General features: G+C 70.7%; 17 protein-coding genes. 7 read left to right on the plus strand and 10 right to left on the minus strand.

Annotated features, from left to right (window positions below; all coding sequences use genetic code 11):
• Positions 1 to 30: 30 nt before the first annotated feature.
• Complete coding sequence (locus tag CDO52_RS08715) at positions 31 to 1,848, minus strand: UvrD-helicase domain-containing protein (protein WP_094932301.1); 1,818 nt, start codon at positions 1,846 to 1,848, stop codon at positions 31 to 33.
• A gap of 606 nt (positions 1,849 to 2,454) precedes the next feature.
• Here CDO52_RS08715 and CDO52_RS08720 point away from each other — a divergent pair.
• The 3 genes from CDO52_RS08720 to CDO52_RS08730 all read left to right on the plus strand — a co-directional run bounded on the left by CDO52_RS08720 (position 2,455) and on the right by CDO52_RS08730 (position 3,596).
• A complete protein-coding gene (locus CDO52_RS08720; protein ID WP_017617417.1) occupies positions 2,455 to 2,820 on the plus strand; it encodes a DUF3817 domain-containing protein in 366 nt (121 codons plus the stop codon).
• Positions 2,821 to 3,147: 327 nt separating this feature from the next.
• The gene (locus tag CDO52_RS08725; RefSeq protein WP_017617418.1) at positions 3,148 to 3,378 is read left to right on the plus strand and encodes a type II toxin-antitoxin system HicB family antitoxin; all 231 of its coding nucleotides are present in this window, start codon (positions 3,148 to 3,150) and stop codon (positions 3,376 to 3,378) included.
• Positions 3,375 to 3,596 (plus strand): type II toxin-antitoxin system HicA family toxin, encoded by a 222-nt coding sequence (locus CDO52_RS08730; protein WP_026125545.1) that lies wholly within the window; start codon positions 3,375 to 3,377, stop codon positions 3,594 to 3,596. Before CDO52_RS08725 ends, CDO52_RS08730 begins: the two co-directional genes overlap by 4 nt.
• Positions 3,597 to 3,695: 99 nt before the next feature.
• Here CDO52_RS08730 and cydC read toward each other — a convergent pair whose 3' ends face one another.
• From cydC to CDO52_RS08760, 6 genes are all read right to left on the minus strand, one after another.
• Positions 3,696 to 5,456: a thiol reductant ABC exporter subunit CydC gene (gene cydC, locus CDO52_RS08735; RefSeq protein ID WP_094932302.1), complete on the minus strand. Its 1,761-nt coding sequence runs from the start codon at positions 5,454 to 5,456 to the stop codon at positions 3,696 to 3,698.
• Positions 5,453 to 7,234, minus strand: coding sequence for a thiol reductant ABC exporter subunit CydD (gene cydD, locus CDO52_RS08740; protein WP_017617422.1), 1,782 nt, complete (start codon positions 7,232 to 7,234; stop codon positions 5,453 to 5,455). Before cydD ends, cydC begins: the two co-directional genes overlap by 4 nt.
• Positions 7,235 to 7,263: 29 nt before the next feature.
• Positions 7,264 to 8,331, minus strand: coding sequence for a cytochrome d ubiquinol oxidase subunit II (gene cydB / locus CDO52_RS08745; protein WP_094932303.1), 1,068 nt, complete (start codon positions 8,329 to 8,331; stop codon positions 7,264 to 7,266).
• A gap of 11 nt (positions 8,332 to 8,342) precedes the next feature.
• The gene (locus tag CDO52_RS08750) at positions 8,343 to 9,839 is read right to left on the minus strand and encodes a cytochrome ubiquinol oxidase subunit I (RefSeq protein ID WP_017617424.1); all 1,497 of its coding nucleotides are present in this window, start codon (positions 9,837 to 9,839) and stop codon (positions 8,343 to 8,345) included.
• Positions 9,840 to 10,168: 329 nt separating this feature from the next.
• Positions 10,169 to 10,825: a formylglycine-generating enzyme family protein gene (locus CDO52_RS08755; RefSeq protein ID WP_017617425.1), complete on the minus strand. Its 657-nt coding sequence runs from the start codon at positions 10,823 to 10,825 to the stop codon at positions 10,169 to 10,171.
• A 107-nt stretch (positions 10,826 to 10,932) separates the two neighbouring features.
• Positions 10,933 to 11,583: a DUF305 domain-containing protein gene (locus tag CDO52_RS08760; RefSeq protein WP_017617426.1), complete on the minus strand. Its 651-nt coding sequence runs from the start codon at positions 11,581 to 11,583 to the stop codon at positions 10,933 to 10,935.
• An 86-nt stretch (positions 11,584 to 11,669) separates the two neighbouring features.
• On the opposite strand from CDO52_RS08760, the gene CDO52_RS08765 reads away from it, so the two are divergent.
• Positions 11,670 to 12,347 carry a DUF3105 domain-containing protein gene (locus CDO52_RS08765; protein ID WP_232524418.1) on the plus strand — a complete coding sequence of 226 codons (678 nt, stop codon included), beginning with the start codon at positions 11,670 to 11,672 and terminating at the stop codon, positions 12,345 to 12,347.
• A 37-nt stretch (positions 12,348 to 12,384) separates the two neighbouring features.
• On the opposite strand, the gene CDO52_RS08770 is transcribed toward CDO52_RS08765, so the two are convergent.
• Positions 12,385 to 12,861, minus strand: a complete 477-nt coding sequence (locus CDO52_RS08770; protein ID WP_033299431.1) for a DUF3515 domain-containing protein — start codon at positions 12,859 to 12,861, stop codon at positions 12,385 to 12,387.
• 41 nt (positions 12,862 to 12,902) lie between these two features.
• Entirely contained in the window at positions 12,903 to 13,136 is a 234-nt protein-coding gene (locus tag CDO52_RS08775) for an Lrp/AsnC family transcriptional regulator (protein ID WP_017617429.1), read from the minus strand.
• 105 nt (positions 13,137 to 13,241) lie between these two features.
• Between CDO52_RS08775 and CDO52_RS08780 the strand changes: the two genes are divergently transcribed.
• Both CDO52_RS08780 and CDO52_RS08785 read left to right on the plus strand, forming a co-directional pair.
• On the plus strand, positions 13,242 to 14,201 hold the full coding sequence (locus tag CDO52_RS08780) for a thiamine-phosphate kinase (RefSeq protein WP_026125547.1): 960 nt from the start codon (positions 13,242 to 13,244) through the stop codon (positions 14,199 to 14,201).
• 312 nt (positions 14,202 to 14,513) lie between these two features.
• Positions 14,514 to 15,191, plus strand: a complete 678-nt coding sequence (locus tag CDO52_RS08785; protein WP_017617431.1) for a cellulose binding domain-containing protein — start codon at positions 14,514 to 14,516, stop codon at positions 15,189 to 15,191.
• A gap of 180 nt (positions 15,192 to 15,371) precedes the next feature.
• Here the strand turns inward: CDO52_RS08785 and rpmB are convergent, their stop codons facing one another.
• Entirely contained in the window at positions 15,372 to 15,557 is a 186-nt protein-coding gene (gene rpmB, locus CDO52_RS08790; protein ID WP_017617432.1) for a 50S ribosomal protein L28, read from the minus strand.
• Between the two features lie 420 nt (positions 15,558 to 15,977).
• Here rpmB and CDO52_RS08795 point away from each other — a divergent pair, with 420 nt between their 5' ends.
• On the plus strand, positions 15,978 to 18,404 hold the full coding sequence (locus tag CDO52_RS08795) for a DEAD/DEAH box helicase (protein ID WP_094932305.1): 2,427 nt from the start codon (positions 15,978 to 15,980) through the stop codon (positions 18,402 to 18,404).
• Positions 18,405 to 18,434: the final 30 nt, after the last annotated feature.

Below are 18,434 nucleotides of genomic sequence, written 5' to 3' on the forward strand. Positions count from 1 at the left end.
GGGCGCTCAGCGCCGGCGTGCCTGTTGCGGTCAGGCGGGCTGGACCTGTTCCTCGACGCTGCTGGGCAGCAGTCGGCTGGGCGCACCCACGTAGGAGACGTACAGCGCGTCGCGGGCCCGCGTGCACGCCACGAAGAGGAGGTTGCGCTCCTGCTGGTGGATCTGCTCCAGGGCGACGGGGTCACCCTCGGCGGAGTCGAGCGCGGCCTTCGGCGGCAGCAGCGGCTCGCTCATCCCGATGACCGCCACGCACCGGAACTCCTGCCCCTTCAGCGCGTGCAGGGTGCCCACGCGTACGGCCCGGATGCTCTCCGCCGAGTCCAGCGGCGCGGTCGGGATTCCCCGGGCCTGGAGTTCCTTGCCGATGCTGCGGACGATCCAGTGGTTGCGCCCGGCCACCGCGATCGACGACGGGTTCACGCCCGCCTCCAGCCAGACCCGCACCCACTCGCCCAGCGCGGCCCGCTCCTCGTTGCGGTCGGTGCACCCGCGCAGCACCGGATCGGTGCCGTGCAGCAGCGAGCGGTAGCCCACCAGGGTGTCGGCGTTGTCGTCCATGCCGATGGCGGTCGGACGGCCCAGCATCGGCATCGCCCAGTTCAGGATCTCCTGGGTGACCCGGTAGCTGACGCGCAGCCGGTGGCTGCGCCCGCGCACGTTGATGCCGAGCGAGGCGAGCGAGACGCGGTTGTCGTAGATGCGCTGGTGCGGGTCGCCCACGATGAACAGGTCGTCGGGGCCGTCGGGAACGGCCGCACGCAGCATCCGCCACTGCGCCGGGTGCAGGTCCTGGGACTCGTCGACGATCACGTGCCGGTAGCGCGTCCCCGAGCGGCGCAGCAGCCGCGCCGCCTCCAGCGCGATCTGGGGGTAGGACCACTCGCCGGTGACGCGCATGGCCGCCGTGTAGCGCTGGATCGTGTCCCACACGTGGCCGCGGTGCTCGGGCGCCAGGTGCAGCACCCGGCCGCTGCGTTCGCAGCGGATGTAGGCCGGCATCGTGGTGATGTTCTGGGCGAGGATCACCTGCTCCCATTCGTCGGCGAGGAACCGGCCGGAGAAGGGGATGCCGTCGGCCCAGGCCGACTCGCGCCAGCGCTCGCTCAGCGCCTCTTTGCCGACCGCCTCGGGGATACGGCCGGTGTGCTCGTAGACGACGCCGCGGGCCAGGCTGTCCACGGTCGCGACCTCCACTCGGCCGCGCACCTCAGGGTCGGGGAGGAGCCGGTCGAGGCGGCTGGAGAGCCGTTGGGCGAGCAGTCGGTTGAAGGTGGTGAGCAGAATAGTGTGCCGCTCCTCGCCGGGGAAGCGGGCGGCGTCGCGCGTGGCCAGGTGGGCGGCGCGGTGCAGGGCGAGCACGGTCTTCCCGGTGCCGGGGCCGCCGGTGATCTGCGCGGATCCGGCGAAGTGCGCGTCGACGACGCGGTGCTGGTTGGGGTGCAGGGTGATTTGCCAGTCCTCGAACGGCCGGTCGAGGGCGAGCTCGTCGGGGCCGGTCACCTCAGGCAGCCCGGGGTGCGCGGGCGCGGGGGAGCGGTGCGGGTCGGCGAGTGCCAGCTCGGGGACGTCGGTGGGAGTGAACTCGCGGGCGTAGCCGATGGCCTCGTCGTGCGGCCGGATCGCGACGAGGCAGTCGCCGCCGTCGGCGGCGAGGGTGACGACACCGGACCAGCCGGGGCCGATGTGCAGCAGGCGGACACGGGGATCGATCGCCTCGGTGAGGGGTTCGAGGGGCTCGCCATTGCCGTCGAGATAGGCCTGAACCGCCGTCAGGGCCGCGGCCTGGATTCCGGTGTCGAGACGGGAGAATTCGGTGAGGAGGTTCGGGGAAATCGCGAGCTTGGGCACGTCCTGTGTTCCTCCGGGTGCTGTCGTGACGTGGGAAGTCGCGTGGGGAAGAGGTTGGGGGCCAACCAGCGCGTCTCATATCAGGCATGCTCGTGGCCGAATTCCGGCAAACGCCGCGCGACGGCCGATTGCACACCTGGTCGGTGAAGCTGAACCGGTCGATATATCAGTAGGTCAGAGCGGTTTTCCACAGGTGTTTTCGAAGATTTTTTCGAGTGATTTCGGTGGGTGGTGCTGACCTGCGGATCTCTACGGAGCTTCGATGTCCGAAAGCCCGCATAGGTGTGGGCCGAAACCCGCCACTCGGTGCTGGGCGGGCGCTTCTCCGGTGCCGTGGTGGCCGCGCGCCGATGCTGCGGGCCGTGCCGCAAACCGCCTTCGACGGGTGTGATCGTGTCGTTGCAGGACGAAACCGGGCATCCGGCGACGAACGAATCGCAAGGGTTGTTTTCGGATACTCTCTCTGGAGAACCTGGAGGTCATCCCGCACGGACATCCCTGTGCCCCGACCCCCGTGACCGGCGCCCCGACGCCCGCCCCACACTGGTACGGGCGACTCGCGCCCCGCACGCTTTTCCACGACGTCCCCACCGAACAGGAGCCCCTGTGTCTCTCGTGTCCACCCGACGGATCCTGACCGCGTTCCGCGCCATCGCCGCCGCCGAGGCCGTCACCTGGGCAGCGCTGCTGATCGGGATGTTCTTCAAGTACGTGGTCGTGCACAACGAGATCGGTGTGCAGATCTTCGGCCCGGTGCACGGGGTCGCGTTCATCGTCTACGTCGCCATCACGCTGCTGGCGTGGCACCGGCTCGGCTGGAACCTGCTGACGGGGGTGCTCGCGCTGGTGGCGAGCGTGCCGCCGTTCGGCACCGTCATCTTCGAGCGCTGGGCCTCGCGTACCGGGCGCATCGCCCCCGCGGCGCCCGCCGCGACGCCCGCGAACACCCCCGAGCGCTCGGCGCGAGCCTGAGGTCCGGCCGGAAGCGACTCAGGACCCTGCCGGGGCCCGTCCTACCCCGGCAGAGGCCTCAACCGCCCGCAGCGCCCTCTCAGGGACCTTGCTCCGGGGACAAGCCCCAGGGATGCATTACCCAGATGGGGGCGCGGCCAATTGACCTTATGTCCGGCGGACGACATTTCTTCACCGACAGTGCACGGCCCGTGAGCTGACAATCATCGCATGAGAAGTGCCGGAGGGTGGGGTTTCGGTTAACTGCTGGGGCACATGAGTGGCCGCGTCGCCCTGGACGTGGCGGTGCAGCGGAAATGTGTAGCTACAGTAGCTACGATTAACCACATGGAACGCATCCTGCGTCTGACCGCGACCATCACCCCGGACTCCGAGCTGGGCGGGTACGTCGCGCGGGCCGTCGACGTCGAGGTCGCCTCGCAAGGCGAGACCATTGAGGAAGCCGTCGCGAACCTGAGAGAGGCCCTCGAGCTGTACTTCGAAGACGAAGAACTTCCGGTGGATACTCCCGATGAACCCGGCTTCGTCACGTCCGTCGATGTACGTTTGTCCGCGTGAGCCCTTCTCATCTGCCGATCACATCAGGCCAGAAGGTCGTACGCGCCCTAGAGAAGATCGGGTACACACAGGTCAGTACCCGTGGCGACCATGTGAAGCTGCGAAGAGGCAATCGGCGCGTCATTGTGCCACTGCACAAGGAGATCAAGCGTGGCACCATGGCATCGATCCTCAGCCAGGCCGGGATCAGCGCGGACGAGCTCCGCAAACTCCTGTGACCCCTGAGGGCAGTTCAACCGACGACATGACCAACGTCGTCATCTGGTGCGAGCGGTTCTCCGGGGCCTTCGGGTCGGCGCCCGTAGCGCTGTGAGCGTTCACGGCACCCCGAGGGCGTCGCGGTACCAGCCCTCCCGCGCGGCCAGCTCGGCCGGGGATCCGTGTTGCAGCACCCGGCCTTCGGCGACCACGTAGATCTCGTCCACCCGGTCCAGGCCCGCCAGGTCGTGTGTGATCAGCAGGGTCGAGTATCCCTCCGCCGCGTCGAGCAGGTCGGTGACGACCGCGTCGCGGGTGTCGGGGTCCAGGTGGGCCGTGGGCTCGTCGAGGACGAGCACGCGTGGCGCCGCCAGCAGTGCGCGGGCCAGGGCCAGGCGCTGCCGCATGCCTCCGCTGAGCCGCGTCCCGTGCGAGCCGACCTCGGTGTCCAGCCCCCGCGGCATGGCCTCGACCTCGTGGGCGAGCCGGGCGCGGCGCAGGGCCGCCCAGAGCTCCTCGTCGGTGCAGCCGGGCCGGGCCAGCCGCAGGTTCTCGCGCAGCGTGCTGGCGAAGATGTGCGGATCCTGCGGCACCCCGGTGATCACCCCGCGCACCTCGTCCACGGGGAAACGGGTGATGTCGGCGCCGCCGAGCTCGACCATCCCGGCGTCGGGGTCGCGGAACCGCAGCAGGACGGCGGCCAGCGTGCTCTTCCCGGCCCCGCTCGGGCCCAACACCGCGACCGTCCGTCCGGGCGCGATGTCGATGTCCACACCGTCCAGCGCCCAGGGCTCGTCCGGGCCGTAGCGCACGCGCAGCGAGCGGATGCGCAGCCCGGTGTCCTCAGGGGCGCCGTCGGAGAGGGGCCGGTCGGCGGTGGCGTCCGGCTCCGGGGCGGTGACCGACGGCGGGGTGTCCAGCACGCCGAACAGCCGCTCCCCGCTGGCCCGGATGGCGCCCAGGCGGGCGGCCACGGCCGGGAGCGGGGCCACGATCTCGAATGCGGCCAGCGTGGTCAGCACCAGGACGGCCAGCGAGACGGCGTCGAGCGTGCCGCCCTCGACGGCCGCGACCCCCAGCACCAGCGCGCCCCACACGGTCAGCCCGGTGATCAGCGCTGTGGCCCCGGCACCGAAGCCGAGCAGGGCGGAGTCGCGGCGCGCCACGCGGGTGAGTTCGGCGTCGGCCTCCTCGACCCGCCGCACGGCCTGGTCCATGGCCCCGTAGGCGATGAGGTCCGGCGCCCCGTACAGCGTGTCGACGAGCGCCGTGGACAGATCACCGCGCGCCGCTGCCTGGCGTCGGCCGGGACCACGGCCCAGTGCGGCGGCCATCAGCGGAACGGCCAGCCCGGCGAGCAGCAGCCCGGCGGCGAGTAGCAGGCCGCCCGGGACCAGCAGAGCGGTGCACAGCGCCACCACCGCCCCTCCGGTCAGGACGGCGATCAGCGGCGGGGTCAGCCCCCGGATCAGCAGGTCCTGGGTGGCGTCGGTGTCGCTGACCAGCCGGGAGACCAGGTCGCCGGAGCGGAACCGGCGGACCGGCTCGGTGCGGGCGAGCCGCTCATAGACCCGTACCCGCACGTCGGCCAGTGTCCGGAACGCGGCATCGTGCGTGACCAGCCGCTCCAGGTAGCGAGCGAGGCCGCGCGTGACGCCTAGGGCGCGTGTGGCCACGACCGCGACGCTGAGGGCGGTGATCGGCGGGTGCTCGGCGGCTGTGGCCAGCAGCCACGCGGCGACGCTCAGCAGCGCCACCCCCGCGCCCGTCGCCACGGCGCCCAGCAGCACCCCCAGCGCGAAGCGCCCCCCGCGCGGCCACGCCAGCGCGATCATCCGCCACAGCGGGTCGCGTCCGGCACGGGCGGTCTCGGCGGTCATGACTGGGCCTCCAGTTCGCCGTGGATTCGGCCTGCCTCGACGCGGACCACGTCGTCCACGAGGTCGGCCCATCCGGTGTCGTGCGCGACGATGACGCCGGTGCGGCCCGCCAGCAGGCGCGCCACGGCGGTGCGCACGGCCGCGGCGTTGTCCGGATCGAGGTGCGCGGTGGGTTCGTCGAGCAGCACGATGGGCGCGTCGCGCAGGAACGCTCGGGCCAGCGCGATGCGCTGGCGCTGCCCGGCGGAGAGCCGGGCGCCGCGCTCGCCCAGGCGGGTGCCGTAGCCATCGGGCAGTGCTTCGATGAACGCGTCGGCCTCGGCGAGGCGGGCGGCGCGCCGCACCTCGTCGCGGTCGGCCTCGGGCGCGCCGAGGGCGATGTTCTCGGCGACAGTGGCGTCGAAGAGGTAGGGGTGCTGGGGCACCCAGGCGATGCGCCGCCGCCACGCGTCGGCGGGGATGTCGGCCAGCGGGGCCCACCCCTCGCGGTCGTCGTGCACCTGGATCGTTCCGCCGGTGGGTTCGGTGAAGCGGAGCAGCAGCGCGAGCAGGGAGCTCTTGCCCGAGCCGCTGGGGCCGGTGAGCAGCAGGCGGCGCCCGGGCTCGATGCGCAGGTCGACGTCGCACAGGGCGGGCACGTCCCGGTCCGGGTAGCGCAGGCTCACCCCGTCCAGGAGGATCCGTACGGGGCCGGAGGGTGCGAGGGCGGCAGGGCGCGGCGCCGCTGCTCCCGGTCCGGGGCCGCCCCGGTCGAGCTCGGTGAACACCTGATCCGCCGCGGCGACGCCCTCCATGCTGGCGTGGAAGCGCGCCCCCACCTCGCGCAGCGGCAGGTAGGCCTCCGGCGCCAGGATCAGCACCATCAGAGCGGTCTGATAGTCGAGCATCCCGTACATCAGCCGGATGCCGATCTCCACCGCGACCAGCGCGACCGAGAGCGTGGCCAGCAGCTCCAGCACCAGCGCCGACAGGAACGCCACGCGCAGCGTGGACATGGTGGTGCGGCGGTGCTCGTCGGTGATCCGCCGGATGATCTCAGCCTGGGCTTTGGCGCGGCGGAAGATCGCGAGCGTGGGCAGGCCCTCCACGACGTCGAGGAAGTGGCCGCCCAGCCGGTTGAGCAGCTTCCACTGCCGCTCGGTACGCGCCTGGGTGTGCCAGCCGACCAGCGCCATGAAGATCGGGATGAGCGGCAGCGTCACCGCGATGATGACGCCCGAGAGCATGTCGGCGCCGAACACGACGACAAGGACGGCGAGGGGGACGAGCACCGCCAGCACCAGCTGCGGAAGATACCGGGCGAAGTAGTCATCCAGCGCGTCGAGGCCACGAGTGGCGAGTGTGACCAGTTCACCGGCGCGGGGAGTGCCCGCCCCCTGATCGGTTCCGGCCTGCCCTGACAACCAGACCGGCCCCGAACCCTGTGCGCCGGCCGTGGTCGCGTCGGCGCGTGTGTCTGTACTTGTGTCGGTCCCCGTCACGTGGGCGACGAGGCGGCGGCGCAGCTGCGACTTGGCGCGCGCCGCCGAGCGCAGCGCGGCCGTCTCGGCGCCGTAGGACAGGGCCGCACGGGCGACCGCGACCGCAGCGACGGCCGTGATCGCCCACGCCAGGTCCCGCGAGCCCGACCCCGCTGCCGCTCCGGCGATGATGTGCGCCAGCAGCCACGCCTGGGCGAGGATCAGGGCGGTGATCGCCAGCCCGCTGACCACGGTGACGACCAGGTGTACCCGGACCGCCCGCGCGGTGCGCACGAGCCGGGGGTCAAGGGGTTTCATCGCGGGACGCGCGTCCTTTCCTCAGCTCCTCAGCCGGTGCCGGGCGACGGGGCGGAGTCGTCGGCGTTTCCGGTGTCACCGCCACCGTAAGCGGGGACCGGCTCGATGTGCTGGCGGGTGACGCGCTTGCGGAACACCCAGTAGCTCCATGCCTGGTAGCACAGCACGAGGGGAAGGAACACGACGCCCACCCACGTCATCACGGTGAGCGTGTAGGGCGCGGAGGACGCGTTGGTGATGGTGAGGCTGTGGGCGGCGTCGGTGGTCGAGGGCAGCACGTTGGGGAACATGGCGCCGAAGACGGCGACCGACAGGGCGATGATCGTCACCGCCGTGGCGGTGAAGGACCAGCCCTCCCGCCCTCGGATGCCCAGGATCACCCCGATGACCAGCGCGGCGCCCGCCAGCGCCACGACCGGCCCGGTCCAGGCCTTGCCGTAGGCGAGCTGCGTCCAGGTCAGGAACGCCAGGGTCACCGGGATCGCGACGTAGGCGGTGCGGAGCAGCAGCGCGCGGGCGCGGGTGCGGACCTCGCCGTCGGTCTTGAGGGTCAGGAAGACCGCGCCGTGCAGGACGAACAGCGACAGTGTCGTCGCCGCTCCGAGTAGGGCGTAGGGGCTGAGCAGGTCGAGCAGACCCGCGCGGACCACGTGGTCGGCGCCCATGGGCAGGCCGCGCACGAGGTTGGCGAAGATGAGGCCCCACAGCACGGCGGGTGCGGTGCTGCCGAAGATGATCGCGGCGTCCCAGCGGGCCCGCCACTGGTCGCTGTCGCGCTTGCCCCGGTACTCGAAGGCGACGCCGCGCACGATCAGCGCGAGCAGGATGATCAGCACCGGGAGGTAGAAGCCGCTGAACATGGACGCGTACCAGGCCGGAAACGCGGCCAGGGTGGCGCCGACGGCGGTGATCAGCCACACCTCGTTGCCGTCCCAGATCGGGCCGATGGAGTTGATCATGACCCGGCGGTCGGTGTTGTCCTTTCCGAGCACGGGCAGCAGCATGCCCACGCCGAAGTCGAAGCCCTCCAGGACGAAGTAGCCGGTCCACAGGATGGCGATGGTGAGGAACCAGATGAGTGGGAGATCGAGGTCCATGGTGGCGGCTCCTAGTAGACGAAGGCGGGGACCGGGGCGTCGGTGGCGCTGCCGTCGCCGTCCTCGCTGTCGTCGAGCGCGGGCACGACGTGGGAGGGTCCGGCCTTGATGTAGCGCCACAGCAGCCCGGCCTCGACCACAGCGAGGACCCCGTAGGTGAGGGTGAACAGAGTGAGGCTGATGGCCACCTGGACGAGGCTCACGCCGGGGGAGACGCTGTTGGCGGTGAGCAGCTGGCCGTGCACGGTCCAAGGTTGACGGCCCATCTCGGTGAGCACCCAGCCGAGGATGTTGGCTGCCAGGGCGGCGGGCAGCGCGAGCATGGCGACGAAGTAGAAGCCGTTCTTCGCCCAGCCCGGCAGCCAGGAGGGGGCGGTCGGCGGCTCAGGGAGCCGCCGCTTACGGGTCAGCAGCAGGCCGAGGGCCGACAGCGCCACGCCGACCATGCCGAGCCCCATCATCAGCCGGAACGACCAGTAGGTGACAAAGACGTTCGGGATGTAGTTCCCCGGCCCGTAGTACTCCTCGTAGACCCGCTGGAGGTTGTTCATGCCGTGCACCTGGCCGTCGAACTCGCCGGTGGCCAGGAAGCTCAGCACGTTGGGGATGGTGACGTCGATGGTGTTGAGGCCCTCGTCGGTGTCGCCGACGGCGAAGGCGGAGAAACCGGCGCCCTCCTCGGTGTCCCACAGGGCCTCGGCGGCGGCGAGCTTCATCGGCTCGTACTCGGCGGCGAGCTTGGCCTGGTGGTCGCCGGAGTAGACCACCAGGATCCCGGCGAGGAGCGTGACGACCATGCCGGCCCGCATCGTCTTGCGGAACAGCTCGTGGTCGCCCTTGGGCGGGACGACGCCCTTCTCCCCGGTGTCGTTCTTGGCCCGGTTGCGCCAGAGCTTGAACGCGCTGACGGCGACCACGAACATCCCCGCCGTGATGAACGCGGCCGAGACGACGTGCAGGTAGGTGGACCAGGCCTGGGTGTTGGTGAGGACCGCCCAGATGTCGGTGAGCTCCGCCCGTCCGGTGTCGTGGTTGACCCGAAAGCCGACGGGGTGCCGCATCCAGGCGTTGGCGGCCAGGATGAAGTAGGCGGACAGGTTGGTGCCGATGGCCACCGCCCAGATGCAGGCGAGGTGGACCCGGCGCGGCAGCTTGTCCCAGCCGAAGATCCACAGGCCGATGAAGGTCGACTCCAGGAAGAAGGCGAGCAGCGCCTCCATGGCCAGCGGCGCGCCGAACACGTCGCCGACGAAGGTCGAGTAGTCGCTCCAGTTCATCCCGAACTGGAACTCCTGCACGATGCCGGTGACGACACCCATCGCGAAGTTGATCAGGAAGAGCTTCCCGAAGAACTTGGTGGCCTGCAGGTACTCGTGCTTGCCGGTCCGGTGCCAGGCGGTCTGCAGCGCGGCGACGATGACGGACAGCCCGATCGTCAGCGGCACGAACAGAAAGTGGTACACGGTGGTGAGTCCGAACTGCCACCGCGCGAGATCCAACGCGTCCATCTGAGCGCCTCTCCAGGGACCAACGGGTCGACGGGCTGTAGTACTACGAAGTGTAGTACTTCCGCCTGTAGTTGACCTATTGGGGTCAACGAGGCATGGATCACGCGCTCATTGCCACGCTTCGCGTGCGGTTCTCCCGCTTGCGCTGCCACCGGGCGATGGGAATTCGCGTCCCCGACGCACCTGGTCGCGCTTCGCGCGCGGTTCGTTCTGGGCTGCCACCCTGTGGTTGGGGTTGCCGGCCCCACCGCCCGTCGCCGCGGTGCACATGTGCGTGCGGGCCCGCCCAACCCCGCCGGGCCGCTTACTAAGCGTTTCAGAACGAGTTGTCACGGCCGAGACGGCTGTGATCGCGCGATGCGGAACCCCACGTCGTCAATTCGTAAGGTCGGATGGCTGCGCCGCCGCACCGAGGCCCGGCAGCTCCAATGCTCGTCGAACCATCCACCGCCGCGAAGCAGCCGGTAGGTGCCATACATCTCGGCGTCGTAGATGTCCCAGCACCAGTTCCAGACATTGCCCAGCACGTCGTACAGGCCCCACGCGTTAGGCTGCTTGCCGCCAACAGGATGGATCTGCCCATGTGAGTTGCCCCGGTACCAGGCGACCTCGTCAAGCTGGCCGTACCGAGGACCGGTGGTACCCGCACGGCAGGCGTGCTCCCACTCGGCTTCGGTCGGTAGTCGGTACCCGTCGGCAGAGACGTCCCATTCGGCCGCCGTGTCGTCGGCGTGGAAGCGATACGCGGGCATCAGCCCCTCGCGCTGGGACAGCGCATTGCAGAACTGGACCGCGTCCTCCCACGAAACACTCTCAACAGGCAGCTGGTCGCCTCGGGCGGTGCTCGGCCGCTGACCGATGACCTGCGCGTACAACGACTGCGTGACCGGGAACGCCGCCATCTGGAACGCTGCGACGTCGACCGACCAACTCCGCTGCGTCCGCCGGTCCGACAGCGTTACCCGTCCGGGCGGGACCGCGACCATCTCGTTTCCTAGGCCAGCGTCCATAACGGGTCACCCTACCGGCGTCTTCTACCCGGGCGATGGTCGAGGTCGGCGGCCGATTCCGAGACGGTCTGTCCTCCGCGGGCTCAGGCGCCGCGGGCGGCGAGCATGTCCTGCATCAGTTCGATCTCGCTCTGCTGCGCCTTGGCCATGCCCGCGGCGAAGTCGGTGACGATTTTCTGGTCGCCCGCCGACACGGCCGCCTCGGCCATGTCGATGCCGCCCTTGTGGTGGTCGATCATCAGCTGCAGGAACAGGATCTCGGCCTCGGTCCCCTCGGCCTGCTTCAGCTCTTCCATCCGGTCGTCGGGGACCCAGCCGGGCATGGTTTTCGGGGCCTCTTGCGCGCCGTGGGAGCCGTGCCCGGCCATCCACGCCATCGGGGGCTGGGCGCCGCGGATGTTCAGGCCCCACTGCACCAGCCATCCCCGCATCCGGCCGATCTGGGCCTGCTGCGTGCGCGCGATGTCCTGGGCGACGGTCGACAGCTGCGGGTCGTCCGTCTTCTCCAGGATCAGCAGCGACATGTCGACGGCCTGGGAGTGGTGCACGCTCATGTCGCGGAGGAACCCGGCGTCGGCGCTGCTGTCCAGCGGGACCGCGGGGCGTCCGAGCAGGAATCCGCCGAGCAGCGCGACGACGGCGATGGCCGCGGCAAGCCACAGCGGGACCGAGCGTCCCAGCCCTGACCTCGTCGGGTGCTCAGGAGCGGTTTCGGTCTCGGTTTCGTTTCCCACGGAACCATCCTGCATCAGGCGACGTTTTTGGGCATGTAGGTAAAGCATAGGGAAAGACCACAAGTCAGCGCCCCGAGGGAGACGCCGTGAGTAAGAAATCCGCCGAGGAACGTCGGCGCCGAGCTGCCGAGATGCGCGCCCAGCGGCAGCGGCAGGAGCGCCGCCGCAACATCGCGATCGGCGTCGGTGTGGTTCTGGTCGGTGCCCTGGTGCTCGGCGCGGCCGGCTTCGGCGTCTATAACGTGTGGAACCGCCGCAACATCGAGGGGCTGGAGTCGTTCGATGTGGGGCGGGGGCACGTGGCCGCGTCGGTCGACTACGAGCAGAACCCTCCCGCCGGGGGCGAGCACAACCCCGCCTGGCAGAACTGTGACGTCTACACCGAGCCCATCGTCAACGAGTTCGGCGTGCACGCACTGGAACACGGCGCCGTGTGGATCACCTACCAGCCGGACCTAGACGCCGAGCAGGTGCAAAAGCTCGAAGCGCGCTACACGCCCGGTAGCTACGTACTGATCAGCCCCTACGAGGACAACCTGCCCGCGCCCATCGTGGCCTCCGCCTGGGGCAAGCAGATCAAGCTCGACAACGCCGAGGACGAACGGCTGGACAAGTTCCTGCGCACCTACGAGCAGCACCCGGGCGTGCCCGAGCCGGGGGCCGCCTGCTCCGGAATGGTCGGCTTCACCGCTAAGCAGTTCGAGGAGCAGGGCGGGTTCGAGAACCTCGACCTGAGCGGCGGGATGGACGACCCGACGAGCTGAGCGCGGCGGGGCGCGGTGGCCGCGGGGCGGTCGGCGACTAGAGCTCCCCGTCGGGCAGGGCGGGGACCTCGTCGTTGATCAGGTCGCTGATGGCCACCAACCCCTCGGCCGGAGCACCGTAGGAGGGCGGGAGGGACAGCTCGACGTAGGCCTCGCGCCCCACGGCGGTGAAGAGGTTGGGTTGGTCCGCCGGCTCCGGCAGCCACGCGATGTCGTTGACCACCATCAGCTCCGAATCGGGCCGCAGCGCGGAGGGGCGGTCCACGCCGCAGCGCAGGGCGATCGGCGGGTCCCCCCACGCGGCCACGAAGTCGGAGGCGGGGTCCACGTCGACCCTGTTCTGGTCGAACAGGGTCTCGGGCGCCCGCTTCACCAGCGCGCGGCACAGCTCCGCCGCCTTCTTCCCGGGCGTGGGCTCGGGCACCTCGACGGCGCCGCCGGTACAGCCCGCCAGCAGCGCCAGTGCCGGCGCGAACACCGCCACCGCTCGGCTCACCGTTGCCGCGCGTCGCATCACGTCGCCTTTACTCCTGTTGTTCCGGCTGTTCCTCGGCCTCAGATTTTGACGATCGGGCAGGTCAGTGTGCGGGCGATGCCCTCCAGCCGCTGGATCCGGGCCACGACCAACCGGCCCAGCGAGTCGATGTCGTCGGCGTACGCGCGCACGATGACATCGTAGGGCCCAGTGACGTCCTCAGCCTGGCGTACGCCCTCGATCTCGGCGATCCTGCTGGCGACCTCGGCGGCCCGTCCCACTTCGGTCTGCACCAGGATGTATGCCTCCACCATGAAACCCCTCCAGGAGAAGAAGAACGTGACCGTGCGCGCCGGGCCACCCGGATCGTCGCGGGGTCTAGACCACCTCGACGCGAGCGTCACCGTACCCTGTGGTCTGTGTTGAGCACCATTGGGGACCTGGGTGAGTTCGGCCTGATCGAGCGCGTGACGGCGAGATTCCCCGGAACCGACGACGTAATCCTCGGGCCGGGCGACGACGCCGCCGTGATCAAAGCTCCTGATCAGCGTGTCGTGGCGACGACCGACATGCTCGTCGAGGGACGGCACTTCCGCCGCGACTGGTCGACGCCCCGGGACATCGGGCACAAGGCCGTCGCGCAGAACGTCGCCGATATCGAGGCCATGGGCGCGCGGCCGACCGCGCTGCTGATCGCCCTGGGGGTGCCCACCGACCTGCCCGTCGCGTGGGCGGACGAGTTCGCGGCGGGGGTCGCGGACGAATGCGGGGCCTCGGGTGGCGCCGTGGTCGGCGGGGACACCGTCCGCTCCGAGGTCCTGACGGTCTCCGTCACGGCCCTGGGCGACCTGGGCGGCCGGGCCGCGGTGCGCAGGGACGGGGCGCGCCCCGGCGACGTGCTCGCGGTGGCCGGACGGCTCGGGCTGTCGGCCGCCGGACTCGCCCTCCTGGAGCGGGGCCTGGACGACCCCGCGGCATGCGTCCGAGAGCACCGGCGCCCCCGCCCGCCCTACTCCGAGGGAGAGCGGGCGGCCCGATTGGGGGCCACCGCGATGCTCGACATCAGTGACGGTCTCGTGCAGGACCTGGGCCACATCTGCGCGGCCTCCGGCGTCGCCGTCGACCTGGAAAGCGCCGCGCTGGTGCCGCCCCCCGAACTGCGCGCGGCGGCGGAGCTCCTCGCCGCGGACCCCGTCGGACTCATGCTTGCCGGGGGAGAGGACCACGCCCTGGCGGCCACCTTCCCGGCCGATACCGAGCTGCCTGAGGAGTGGACACGGATCGGTACGGTGACACCGGAGAGAACGGGGGCGGCGGGCGCGGCCGTCACCGTGGACGGGCGGCCGAGCGAGGCGGCCGGGTGGCGACACTTCGGCTGATATCCCCAGGCGGGCGCAATGGTCGCTCCGCCCTCGGTGGAAAACTTCCGTCACTGTGGGTCAGTATTAGGTAACGGCTCGAGGGGTGTCGGTTTTAGGGGGTAAATCACGCTAAGCTGCTGCCCCGAACGGCCCTTGTGAAGCGGGAACGAACCGCACTCGCGCCGGGACCGACACTGGCCGGGGCGGAGGAGAACAGGGGGTAGCCGTCAACGCGACGGGGACCCATCGCCACGTGGCGCAGTGCCACTCGGGGAAGACGGGGACGACAAGGGTCGTCGTTTCACGGGCAGACGTGTCGGAAGGCGGTACATGGGGCGGCATAGCGGGGCTGGCGGCAGCCGACGCGGCGCGCACCGGTCCGAACCGGAGAACACCAGTGCCCTGGCCAGCGTCGGGCACGTGCTGGAGAGTACCGTCCCCAAGCGTGTCGACCCCCCGCGCCTGCTGACCGTCCTGCTGATCTCCGGGGTCACGCTGGCGCTCACCCTCTTCGGGTACAGCACCACCCAGATCTACCTGAGGTTCAGCGACCCTCCCGCGGGCCACGAGGCCAGCCCCGGCACCGGACAGAGCGAGCGGCTGGACCAACCGGACGCCAGACCGTCGGCGTCGGCCACGCCCGAAGGTGACGGCGAGCCGCGCTCGGCCACCGAGAACGCCCCCGCCGCCGATGACCCGGAGCCCAGCACGGTCACCTACCGGCTGGTCGAGGCCACCGACACCACCTTCACCGGTGCGGTCACCGTCACCAACACCGGCGACAGCACCCTGCGCGGCTGGGAGCTGGCCCTCGGGTTCTCCGACGCCACCGTCACCTCCGCCTGGGACGCCGACTGGGAGACCACGTCGAGCGGCCTGATCGCGCGTCCGAGCGACGGTCAGGGCGGCCTCGCCCCCGGTGCGTCGGTCACCGTGCACTTCATCGCCGAGGGCTCCGCCCAGAGCCCCACCAGCTGCTCGCTGAACGGGCACTTCTGCGACCTGTAGCCCCCAGTTCCCCGTTGATCTCGGAGATATTGGGGTAAAAATCGCGCGTGAGACCCCAGTATCTCCGAGATCAACGGGGAATGGACGCGGGGGAGTACACCAACGCTTGAGGGCGCCATGGCGATGCTGCCATGGCGCCCTCAAGCGTTCGTTATGGACGAAAGGCGACCGTCCGCTGGATCAGCGGTCGACCTTGCCGCCCTTGATGCACGACGTGCACACGTTCTTGCGCTGGGGCGTACCGCCCACGCGGGTGCGCACAGTCTGGATGTTGGGGTTCCAGCGGCGGCGGGTGCGGCGGTGCGAGTGGGAAACACTGTTACCGAACCCTGGTCCCTTGCCGCAGACGTCGCAGACGGAAGCCACGGTAACTCCATTCAAGCGCTCGGGCCCGCACGCTGTCACACGCGCGGTGAACGACCCGAGAGAGGTCTGATGAGCAAACAGGTCAGCGCGGGCGCGCCAACCGTGGAAGCGTACACGACCGCCGACGTTGACCCCCAAACGGGAGAAAGCACCGGCGCTATGCCCCGCGTACGCGCCTAACCGGGACCGGAGACCGGCCCCGCACCCCCCGTCCGATCGGCCGGTGAGGCGGCGTCGCAGGTGGGAATGCTGGATCGAGTATAACCCGGCGCGCGTCCCCCGGCGCCATCGTCGAGCGCTGTCGCCCATTGCCCCCTGTTCGTTGTACACACGTTCTAACGTTGGGGATGTGGTTCGTGTGGGGACGCGGCCCCCGTGGGCACGGCCGTGCGGGAGGAGACGACCAGTGGGAGGCGACCAGTGATCGCTTGGGACGAGCCGCTGCGCAAGTCGCTGGGGGACAGCGCGGCCAAGAAGCTCGCCGCCGACTTCGATCTGCACACCGTGGGCGACCTGCTGCGCCACTATCCGCGCCGCTACGCCACCCGGGGCGAGCTCACCCCGCTCGGCGCCCTGGCCGAAGGAGAAGAGGTCACCGTGGTGGCCGACGTGCACAGCGTGCGCCGCCGCGAGTTCCGCCAGCGCGCCACCGGGCGCAAGACCGAGCGCCTCGAGGTCGTCATCACCGACGGCGCCCACCGGCTCACCCTCGTCTTCTTCCAGAAGGCCGGGTACCACATGAAGTACCTCCGGGTCGGCGCCCGCGGCCTGTTCGCTGGACGGGTCAGCGACTACCGCGGCACCGCCCAGCTCGCGCACCCCAAGTACGAGATGCTGCCCGAGGACGGCAACGAGGAACAGCGCGTCCGGGAGTTCGCCGACAAGATCATCCCTATCTACCCGGCGACCAAGGACATCTCCTCCATGGACATCGAGCGGTGCCTGCGCACCCTGCTCGACCAGATCGACGACGTCCCCGACCCGCTCCCCGCCGAGCTGCGCGAACGCCACCGCCTCTCCACCCTCCACTCCGCCCTGCTGGCCATCCACCGCCCCGCCGACCAGGCCGACATCGGCCGCGCCCGCAAGCGCCTCAAGTGGGACGAGGCCTTCGTGCTCCAGCTCGCCCTGGCCCGGCGCCGCCACGAGGCCGCCGCCCTGCCCGCTCGGCCCCGCCCTGCCACCACGGGAGGGCTGCTCGACGCCTTCGACGCCCAGCTGCCGTTCACCCTCACCGACGGACAGCGGGAGGTCGGCGCGACCATCGCGGCCGGGCTCGACTCCACCCACCCCATGCACCGGCTACTCCAGGGCGACGTGGGGGCCGGCAAGACCCTGGTCGCCCTGCGCGCGATGCTCCAGGTGGTCGACGCCGGAGGGCAGGCCGTGCTGCTCGCCCCCACCGAGGTCTTGGCCCAGCAGCACCATCGCTCCATCTCTGCCATGCTCGGGCCGATGGCGCGTGCCGGGCAGATCAGCGACGCGAAGCCGAACGAGCGAGCGGAGCCGTCGATGCCACCTGCCGAAGGCGGACCCGCGTCGGCGGCAGAGACGAGCGAGGAGGCCGAGCGCGCAGACAGCAGCGACGCGAAGCCGAACGAGCGAGCGGAGCCGTCGATGCCACCTGCCGAAGGCGGACCCGCGTCGGCGGCAGAGACGAGCGAGGAGGCCGAGCGCGCAGACAGCACCGCCGCCGACCAGGCCACCCGGGTCGCGCTGCTCACCGGGTCCCAGGGGGCCGCGGCCCGCCGCGAGGCCCTGTTGGACGCCGCCTCCGGGGCCGCCGGGATCGTCGTCGGTACCCATGCTCTGCTGCAGGACGAGGTGAGCTTCGCCGACCTCGGCCTGGTCGTCGTGGACGAGCAGCACCGGTTCGGCGTGGAGCAGCGCGACGCCCTGCGCGCCAAGGCCACAGACGGCCGCCCGCACGTGCTGGTGATGACCGCCACGCCCATCCCCCGCACCGTCGCCATGACCGTCTACGGCGACCTCGACGTCGTCGCCCTCACGCAGCTGCCCTCGGGCCGGTCGCCCGTGGACACGCACGTCGTCCCGGCCCGGGACAAGCCGCACTACCTGGCGCGGGCGTGGGAGCGGATCCGGGAGGAGGGGCGTCAGGGGCGCCAGGCCTATGTGGTGTGCCCGCGCATCGGCGGGGACGAGAACGGCGCCGGGGACGCCGCGGACGAGGCGGACGCACCGGTCGACGAGGACGCGGGTCAGGCGGCGCGGCGCCCGCCGCTGGCCGTCCTGGACGTCTCCGCCGGACTCGCCGAGGGACCGCTGTCGGACCTGCGGGTGGCCGCGCTGCACGGTCGGCTCGCGCCGGAGGAGAAGGACGCGGTCATGCGCCGCTTCGCGGCGGGCGAGCTGGACGTGCTGGTGGCCACCACCGTCATCGAGGTCGGTGTGGACGTGCCGAACGCCACCGTCATGGCGATCATGGACGCCGACCGCTTCGGCGTCTCCCAGCTGCACCAGCTGCGCGGCCGTGTGGGTCGGGGCGATATGCCCGGCCTGTGCCTGCTGGTGACGGAGGCGGACGCCGAGACCCCCGCCCGCGAGCGGCTGGCCGCCGTGGCGGCCACCACCGACGGGTTCGAGCTGTCGCGGGTCGACCTGGAGCAGCGCCGTGAGGGCGACGTCCTGGGCGGTGCCCAGTCCGGTCGCCGCTCGTCGCTGAAGATGCTCACGCTGCTGCGTGACGAGGACCTCATCCACGAGGCGCGGAGCGAGGCCCAGCACTACATCGAGGCCGATCCCGCGCTCAGCGGCCACCCGATGCTGGCGGCGGCGCTCGACGACCTCCTCACCGAGGAGCGCGCCGAGTACCTGGAGAAGACCTGACCGGCCCGCTGTGCGGCGGCGCCGCCCCGC

The organism is Nocardiopsis gilva YIM 90087 (genome assembly GCF_002263495.1).
GTDB lineage: Bacteria > Actinomycetota > Actinomycetes > Streptosporangiales > Streptosporangiaceae > Nocardiopsis_C > Nocardiopsis_C gilva.

Excerpts from the sequence above, each read along its gene's own strand:
- cydD (WP_017617422.1), bottom strand. The coding sequence starts at position 7,234 with ATGAAACCCCTTGACCCCCGGCTCGTGCGCACCGCGCGGGCGGTCCGG.
- CDO52_RS08755 (WP_017617425.1), bottom strand. The coding sequence starts at position 10,825 with ATGGTCGCGGTCCCGCCCGGACGGGTAACGCTGTCGGACCGGCGGACG.
- CDO52_RS08770 (WP_033299431.1), bottom strand. The coding sequence starts at position 12,861 with ATGCGACGCGCGGCAACGGTGAGCCGAGCGGTGGCGGTGTTCGCGCCG.
- CDO52_RS08750 (WP_017617424.1), bottom strand. The coding sequence starts at position 9,839 with ATGGACGCGTTGGATCTCGCGCGGTGGCAGTTCGGACTCACCACCGTG.
- cydC (WP_094932302.1), bottom strand. The coding sequence starts at position 5,456 with ATGACCGCCGAGACCGCCCGTGCCGGACGCGACCCGCTGTGGCGGATG.
- CDO52_RS08725 (WP_017617418.1), top strand. The coding sequence starts at position 3,148 with ATGGAACGCATCCTGCGTCTGACCGCGACCATCACCCCGGACTCCGAG.
- CDO52_RS08775 (WP_017617429.1), bottom strand. The coding sequence starts at position 13,136 with ATGGTGGAGGCATACATCCTGGTGCAGACCGAAGTGGGACGGGCCGCC.
- cydB (WP_094932303.1), bottom strand. The coding sequence starts at position 8,331 with ATGGACCTCGATCTCCCACTCATCTGGTTCCTCACCATCGCCATCCTG.
- CDO52_RS08785 (WP_017617431.1), top strand. The coding sequence starts at position 14,514 with ATGGGGCGGCATAGCGGGGCTGGCGGCAGCCGACGCGGCGCGCACCGG.